Genomic DNA, 7,389 nt, shown 5'->3' with positions numbered 1-7,389 from the left:
GTGCCCGAACCCGGAATCGAACCAGGGACACGCGGATTTTCAATCCGCTGCTCTACCGACTGAGCTATTCGGGCAACGGCGTGCATTAAACGGCTTTTGCTGTTTTGAGTCAACAGTTTTCTACGAAATATTTCAAAACATCGCGCGTTTGTGCAAGTTTTATCCTCAACATGATTTAATCGTTAAAAATCGCTCGAAAACCGCACTACTACTGGCTTCTGTAGAAATTAACTCACAGTGAAATAGGGCAGTGGTGGCACAACGACAGTGCAACTTTCGGCAGATTTGGATCACTTTGCGATAAAAATGCGTTAAAGGTAAAAACACGGAAGCCCCAAATGGGGCTTCCTGAAGATGAGTGTTAGTTTTTTAACATCTCATTGTTGGGAAAATTGGCTTTCATGACCGAGAGTGCGTGTTGTTTCAACTCTTTCTGACCTAATTCACCGTAGGCGTCAGCCATAATTTCTAGTGCCCGTTCGACAAACGGGGTGTCCGGATAGGTTTCTAATACCGTTTGAGCTCTCACAGCCGCAGCGGCCCAGGCATCGATCTTCATATAATATTCGGCAACTCTGATGGAATAACTCGCCAGACGATTTTTCAGAAACTGCATGCGTTTTTGTGCATCAGGCGCATATTTGCTGTTGGGATAGGTTTTGATCAACCGTGCGAAATCTTTAAAGGCATCTTTCGCGTTTTGCGGATCTCGGTCGGTACGATCAATATTCAGCATTTCATGCAGCATGTAACTATCTGCCTGCATATTGACCAAACCCCGCATATAGATCACGTAATCTGCGTCAGGATGGGTCGGATTAAGTTTCAGAAAACGATCAATATTAGCGATGGCATTCGCTGTGTCGTCCTGTTTGTAGTATGCGTAAATCAGATCGAGCTGCACCTGAGTCTTATACGGACCAAAAGGATATTTTGAATCCAGAGCCTCAAGAGTTTTGGTCGCTTTAGAAAAATTACCCAGCTCCATAGAAGTTCGTGCCTGAGAATAGAGATCTTCTGGTGATTCCTTACCAGCGAGTAACTCTTCTTCGTCGGGTTTGCTGCTGCAGGCCACGATAGCCAGCGAAAAAAAGGCTATGGCAGCGCCTTTGACAAATTTATGCATACTTGAATCAGGTTCTTTTTGAAAGTTGTAGTTAAGAAATTTGCCAATTCACGATAAAATGGCAAATTTCCGTGTTTAACTGATAACACAGTTCTATGACCCCAATAATTGGGGACGGTTCCTATGACGCAAGAGATTAATCTAAAAAGCGAGATTACAGCAACCCAAACTGGTCAGAGATTGGATCAGGCGGTTGCAGAATTATTCCCCGATTACTCCAGAACCCGTATTAAAGAGTGGATTCTGGCAGGAAATGTTTTTATCGATGGAATTGCAATCACCCGCCCCCGAGAGAAAGTGCTGGAATCTCAGATAGTGGAAGTGAATGCCACTATTGAAGAAGAAACCCAGGCCGAAGCCCAACAGATAGACTTAGATATTGTCTATGAAGATGACCATATTATCGTCATCAACAAGCAGGCGGGGTTGGTGGTGCATCCTGGAGCTGGCAACAGCGATGGGACCTTGATGAATGCGTTGCTGCATCATTGTCCGGAAATTGAGCATGTGCCACGCGCCGGCATTGTTCATCGTCTTGACAAAGACACTACCGGCTTGATGGTGGTAGCGAAAACTGTGGAAGCCCAGACCCATCTGGTAGCAGCGCTGCAAGCTCGCGAAATTACCCGTGAATATGAAGCGATTGTGATTGGCACCATGACCGCAGGCGGTACGGTTGATGAACCGATTGGTCGTCATGCCACTAAGCGTACTCATATGGCTGTGACTCATTCTGGGCGTCCGGCAGTGACCCATTATCGCGTTGCCGAGAAATTCCGTGCGCATACACGGTTACGTTTACGCTTGGAAACTGGTCGTACTCATCAGATTCGTGTGCATATGGCATATATCGGCCATGTGTTAGTGGGCGACCCCGTTTATGGTGGTCGGCCAAAACCGCCGAAAGCTGCCAGTGAAGCCTTTATCGAAACGCTCAAAAATTTCAAACGGCAAGCACTGCACGCGGTACGTTTGGAACTTGCGCACCCTTATACTTGCGAAGTAATGAGTTGGCTGGCACCGGTACCGGATGATATGGTGCAACTCACTAAGGCATTACGTAAAGATACCGAAGAACATCCCGAGGACATGCTTTGATATTGCATCATCACTGGCCAGTTCCTGGCAATGTCAGAATAGCGATGACTGACCGCAACGGCGGTGTTAGTCTGCCGCCATTTGACAGTTTAAATCTGGGAACTCATGTCGGTGATGATGTTAATGCGGTAATGCAAAATCGTGCGTTACTGCGACAACAGTTGCAATTACCTGCCGAGCCCGCCTGGTTGGAACAGGTGCACGGTACGGATGTTATTCATCTGGGCCAGGATGAAAATCGTACTGCCGATGGCAGCTATGCCGACCGCCAAGGTCAAGTAGCGGTGGTGATGACTGCCGACTGTTTGCCGGTATTGCTGTGCGATAGTGCTGGCACCCAGGTGGCGGCTTTGCATGCCGGGTGGCGTGGATTAAATGCCGGGGTGCTGGAAGCGGGGATCGCCCATTTCCGTCCTGGGTCTGAACTGTTCGCATACCTGGGGCCAGCCATTGGCCCGAGCGCTTTTGAAGTGGGGGCGGAAGTGCGAGGTGCATTTCTCGATTCTACCCCCGGCGCCGCAAAGTGCTTCACCGTCAGTGGTGACAAATACCTGGCCAATCTTGAGGCGCTTGCTGGGCTGCGTCTCAAGGCGGCGGGTGTCATGCAAATTTATGCGGCTTCAGCATGCACTTATACCCGTGATAAGGAATTTTTCTCTTATCGTCGTGATCGCGACACTGGACGTATGGCTTCACTGATCTGGCTCGAAAATTAACCACATTTTCTGTGGTTTTTACTTGAATTGCCGCCAGCTATCCCCATCTTTAAGGTAACAAAGTTATTCCCCTTTATTTTGAGATGTTCAGGAGGCTGTATGCGACTTGATCGTATGACTAATAAATTTCAGCTTGCTATCTCAGATGCTCAATCACTGGCGCTCGGACGTGATCATCAGTTCATTGAACCTATCCATCTGATGATGGCTTTGTTGAATCAGGATTCGGGATCGATTCATCCCTTATTGACCCAAGCTGGCATTCAGGTCAGTAATTTGCGTTCACTGCTGACCAAAGAGTTGGAACGTTTGCCACAGGTGGAAGGAACCGGTGGTGACGTACAGTTATCTCAGGCTTTGGTCCGTTTGCTAAATCTGTGTGACAAACTGGCGCAAAAGCGTAAAGACAAATATATCTCCAGCGAGCTGTTTATTTTGGCGGCGCTCGATGGTAATGACACGCTCGCTAATTGTCTGAAACAAGCCGGTGCAACCAAAGAGTTAATGGAACGCACCATCGAGCAAATGCGCGGTGGTCAGAATGTTGATGACCCTAATGCAGAGGATCAGCGTCAGGCGTTGAAGAAATACACTGTCGATCTGACAGAACGTGCCGAGCAGGGCAAGCTCGACCCAGTGATTGGTCGTGATGACGAAATCCGTCGTACCATCCAAGTGCTGCAACGGCGTAGTAAAAACAACCCTGTGTTAATTGGTGAACCAGGTGTTGGTAAAACCGCTATCGTTGAAGGTCTTGCACAACGTATCGTTAATGGTGAAGTTCCCGAAGGCATTAAAAACAAACGGGTATTATCACTGGATATGGGGTCTCTGGTTGCCGGGGCGAAATACCGTGGTGAATTCGAAGAACGTCTGAAAGCGGTACTTAATGAGTTAGCTCAGGAAGAAGGGCAGGTGATCCTGTTCATCGATGAACTGCATACGATGGTGGGAGCTGGTAAGTCAGAAGGTTCAATGGATGCCGGCAACATGCTCAAACCCGCGCTGGCGCGTGGTGAGTTGCATTGTGTGGGGGCTACTACGCTGGATGAGTACCGTCAGTACATTGAAAAAGATGCGGCATTGGAGCGGCGTTTCCAGAAAGTGCTGGTGGACGAACCTACCGTTGAAGACACCATCGCTATTCTGCGTGGTTTGAAAGAGCGTTACGAATTACATCACCATGTAGAAATTACTGATCCGGCGATTGTGGCGGCAGCGACCTTGTCGCATCGCTATATTTCCGACCGTAAACTGCCTGATAAGGCCATCGATCTGATTGATGAAGCGGCTTCTAGCATTCGTATGCAAATCGACTCAAAACCTGAGCCGCTGGATAAACTGGAGCGTCGTGGCATCCAGTTGAAGCTGGAAGAACAGGCGTTGTCGAAAGAAAACGATGAAGCCAGTCGTAAACGGTTGGAACATCTGCGCGCTGAACTGAAAGAAGTGGAAGCAAAATCTGCTGAACTTAACGAAGTTTGGCGTACCGAAAAAGCCGCATTAGCCGGTACTCAGCACATAAAAGCAGATCTGGAACAGGCCAGAATGGATCTGGAGGTTGCCAGACGTGCCGGCGATTTGACCCGTATGTCTGAACTGCAATATGGACGGATCCCCGAACTGGAAAAACAGTTGGATCTGGCATCGCAGGCAGAAATGCAGGATATGAAACTGCTGCGTAACAAAGTCACCGATGTCGAAATCGCGGAAGTGTTATCTAAGGCAACGGGGATTCCGGTTTCTAAAATGCTGGAAGGTGAACGTGAAAAGCTGCTGCATATGGAACAAGCTCTGCATGCGCGGGTCATTGGCCAGAATGAAGCCGTCGATGCTGTCGCCAATGCGATTCGTCGTAGTCGTGCCGGACTGGCAGACCCTAACCGGCCAATAGGTTCCTTCCTGTTTCTGGGGCCAACCGGGGTTGGTAAGACCGAATTGTGTAAATCACTGGCAAAATTCCTGTTCGACACAGAGAGTGCGATGGTGCGTATCGATATGTCAGAATTTATGGAGAAACACTCAGTGTCGCGTTTGGTTGGTGCGCCTCCGGGATATGTCGGCTATGAAGAAGGCGGTTATCTGACCGAAGCGGTGCGTCGTAAACCTTATTCAGTCATCCTGTTGGATGAAGTGGAAAAGGCGCATCCGGATGTGTTCAACATTCTGTTGCAGGTATTGGATGATGGTCGTCTGACTGATGGTCAGGGGCGTACTGTGGATTTTCGCAATACGGTGGTGATCATGACCTCTAACCTGGGATCAGACCTTATTCAGGAAGGATTTGCTGAACATAGCTACAGTGAGATGAAAGCCATGGTTCTGGGCGTGGTACAGCATCACTTCCGGCCGGAGTTCCTCAACAGGATTGATGAGACTGTAGTGTTCCATCCGCTGGGCGCAGAACATATTAAAAATATTGCTCGGATTCAGATTGAGCTGTTGCGTAAGCGCTTACTTGAAAAAGAGTTTGACTTGCAGGTGAGTGAAGGAGCTTTGGAATATATTGCTACAGCCGGTTTTGACCCGGTTTATGGGGCGCGTCCTTTGAAACGTACCATACAGCAGGAAGTGGAAAATCCGCTGGCTCAGCAATTATTGCAAGGTAAGTTGTTACCAGGTCAGCCAATTCATGTTGAACTGGAAAACGATGCACTGGTTTTTCACCAATAACGGTTGAGTGTATCTTAGATGAGAAAAGGAGCGCTTAAGCGCTCCTTTTCTATGGGATTATTTTTTCACACAGAACAACCTGATGCGTTCCTGCTGGTCGGCAATAGCTTTTTGTCTATCCTCTTCGGTCATTTTAACCGGCTCACCAGTTTTATCATCGCTGCGCTGCAAGCGCGTGTGAGTCTGCAACACATCGAGATTAAATCGTGCGCTTTCACACAGTTTTTCCGCCTGGGCGGCGTCTTTGGCATTGATGGCATCAGCATCCAATTCTTGTTGGGTTTTTACTGGCTCATCGTTTCTTTTTATGGGAGCTACGGTACCAATTTTGCCAGGTTCTATGGCTGAGCTGTCTAATGTATTTACTGGTTTATCTGCGGGTGGTTGTTGGCTGTAATGCGTAACACCATTTTTGTCGACCCATTTATAGATGTCCGTCGCAGACGAAATGGGGCTAAAAATCACTACTAATATCGCAGATATCAGGCCAATCCTTATCATAATCAAATTCCATCATCGCCAAAGGTTCAGGGTTACCACAACTGTGTTATCTTTGAACACAATAAAGCAAACATGTGGATTCGTTAAGTGTATGCAAAATATCACTAAGCCAACAGTCAAATCGAAAGGTATCTATCTTTTACCTAATCTGCTGACAACTGCCGGATTATTTGCCGGCTTTTATGCCGTGATTGCGTCGATGAATGGTCGCTTTGAAGCCTCGGCTATCGCTGTGTTTGTGGCAATGATCTTTGATGGATTGGATGGTCGGTTAGCAAGACTCACCAATACCCAAAGCAGTTTTGGTGCTGAATATGATTCTATGGCCGATATGGTGTCATTTGGTATGGCTCCGGCATTAATCGCCTATAACTGGGGGCTAGCCGATATCGGTAAATTGGGCTGGTTGGCAGCCTTTATCTATTGCGCTGGTGCCGCGCTGCGTTTGGCGCGCTTCAATACGCAAGTTGGCGTGGCTGATAAAAGATATTTTCAGGGGCTGGCGAGCCCTGCAGCCGCCGCCATTATCGCTGGCAGTGTTTGGCTCGGTCAGGATTATGGGGTTGATGGTAATAGTGTCTCCTGGCTGTTTGCACTGATTACTGCAGGTACAGGATTGTTGATGGTCAGTAACTTCCGCTACCACTCCTTCAAACAGGTAGACTGGAGCGGCAAGGTCAATTTTCTGGTCATGCTATTAGTCGTAGCGGTATTTGTTGTGGTGTCAGTGGATCCTGCTTTGATCTTATGCTGTCTGTTTTATCTCTATGCCTGTTCCGGACCGGTGATGACCATGCGCAATATAAAGCGGCTAAAAGTCTCTGATGTTTTAGGCGATAAGGAAGTCGAACTCTTTCAAGATGGTACCCGCCAAACAGCGCAAGAAGAAAAGCCGTCCGTTATCGACGAAAAAACGCCGCACAATTAACTCAAAAAATTTGGCGTTTTCGGTAAACAGGCCGATTAATTGGCCTGTTTTGCCATCAAATGTAATCAATTTGTATATGAACCGTTGCTATATATGGGGATTTGCTCGTAAAAGCAACTATTGAGAAAATAAATAGAAATTCCCTCTTGCACAAAAGATTCTGCGTCCTATAATGCGCACCCACTGACACGGCAACAGCGACACGCTGGCGGTGTTGAGGACAAGGCGGCAAGTCTGAATTGTCCTGGCGAAAAAAGATTGGCGAAAGCTACTTGACGCCAAAATGGGGTGGTGTAGAATGCACGTCCCTGTTCGGAGATAAGCCCGAACAACGCTCTTTAACAATT

General features: G+C 47.8%; 6 protein-coding genes and 1 tRNA gene. 4 read left to right on the top strand and 3 right to left on the bottom strand.

Annotated elements, in window-relative coordinates; all coding sequences use genetic code 11:
• Nucleotide 1 precedes the first annotated feature (1 nt).
• Nucleotides 2-74, bottom strand: a tRNA-Phe gene (locus PY479_RS17200).
• A 287-nt stretch (nucleotides 75-361) separates the two neighbouring features.
• Nucleotides 362-1,126 carry an outer membrane protein assembly factor BamD gene (locus tag PY479_RS17195; RefSeq protein WP_275484505.1) on the bottom strand — a complete coding sequence of 255 codons (765 nt, stop codon included), beginning with the start codon at nucleotides 1,124-1,126 and terminating at the stop codon, nucleotides 362-364.
• A 123-nt stretch (nucleotides 1,127-1,249) separates the two neighbouring features.
• Between PY479_RS17195 and rluD the strand changes: the two genes are divergently transcribed.
• The 3 genes from rluD to clpB all read left to right on the top strand — a co-directional run bounded on the left by rluD (nucleotide 1,250) and on the right by clpB (nucleotide 5,613).
• Nucleotides 1,250-2,224, top strand: coding sequence for a 23S rRNA pseudouridine(1911/1915/1917) synthase RluD (rluD, locus tag PY479_RS17190; protein WP_212594172.1), 975 nt, complete (start codon nucleotides 1,250-1,252; stop codon nucleotides 2,222-2,224).
• Entirely contained in the window at nucleotides 2,224-2,940 is a 717-nt protein-coding gene (pgeF, locus tag PY479_RS17185; protein ID WP_275484506.1) for a peptidoglycan editing factor PgeF, read from the top strand. The genes rluD and pgeF overlap by 1 nt, the downstream gene beginning before the upstream one ends.
• A 99-nt stretch (nucleotides 2,941-3,039) precedes the next feature.
• Entirely contained in the window at nucleotides 3,040-5,613 is a 2,574-nt protein-coding gene (clpB, locus tag PY479_RS17180; protein ID WP_275484504.1) for an ATP-dependent chaperone ClpB, read from the top strand.
• A 57-nt stretch (nucleotides 5,614-5,670) separates the two neighbouring features.
• Here clpB and PY479_RS17175 read toward each other — a convergent pair whose 3' ends face one another.
• On the bottom strand, nucleotides 5,671-6,114 hold the full coding sequence (locus PY479_RS17175) for a DUF4124 domain-containing protein (RefSeq protein ID WP_275484503.1): 444 nt from the start codon (nucleotides 6,112-6,114) through the stop codon (nucleotides 5,671-5,673).
• 91 nt (nucleotides 6,115-6,205) lie between these two features.
• Here PY479_RS17175 and pssA point away from each other — a divergent pair, with 91 nt between their 5' ends.
• Complete coding sequence (gene pssA, locus PY479_RS17170) at nucleotides 6,206-7,042, top strand: CDP-diacylglycerol--serine O-phosphatidyltransferase (RefSeq protein WP_275484502.1); 837 nt, start codon at nucleotides 6,206-6,208, stop codon at nucleotides 7,040-7,042.
• Nucleotides 7,043-7,389: the final 347 nt, after the last annotated feature.

The sequence above is a fragment of the Shewanella sp. A32 genome, assembly GCF_029167175.1.
Classification (GTDB): Bacteria; Pseudomonadota; Gammaproteobacteria; order Enterobacterales; family Shewanellaceae; genus Shewanella; species Shewanella yunxiaonensis.
Note: the sequence above shows the minus strand (reverse complement) of the source record. Positions and strands in the feature narration are given on the sequence as shown.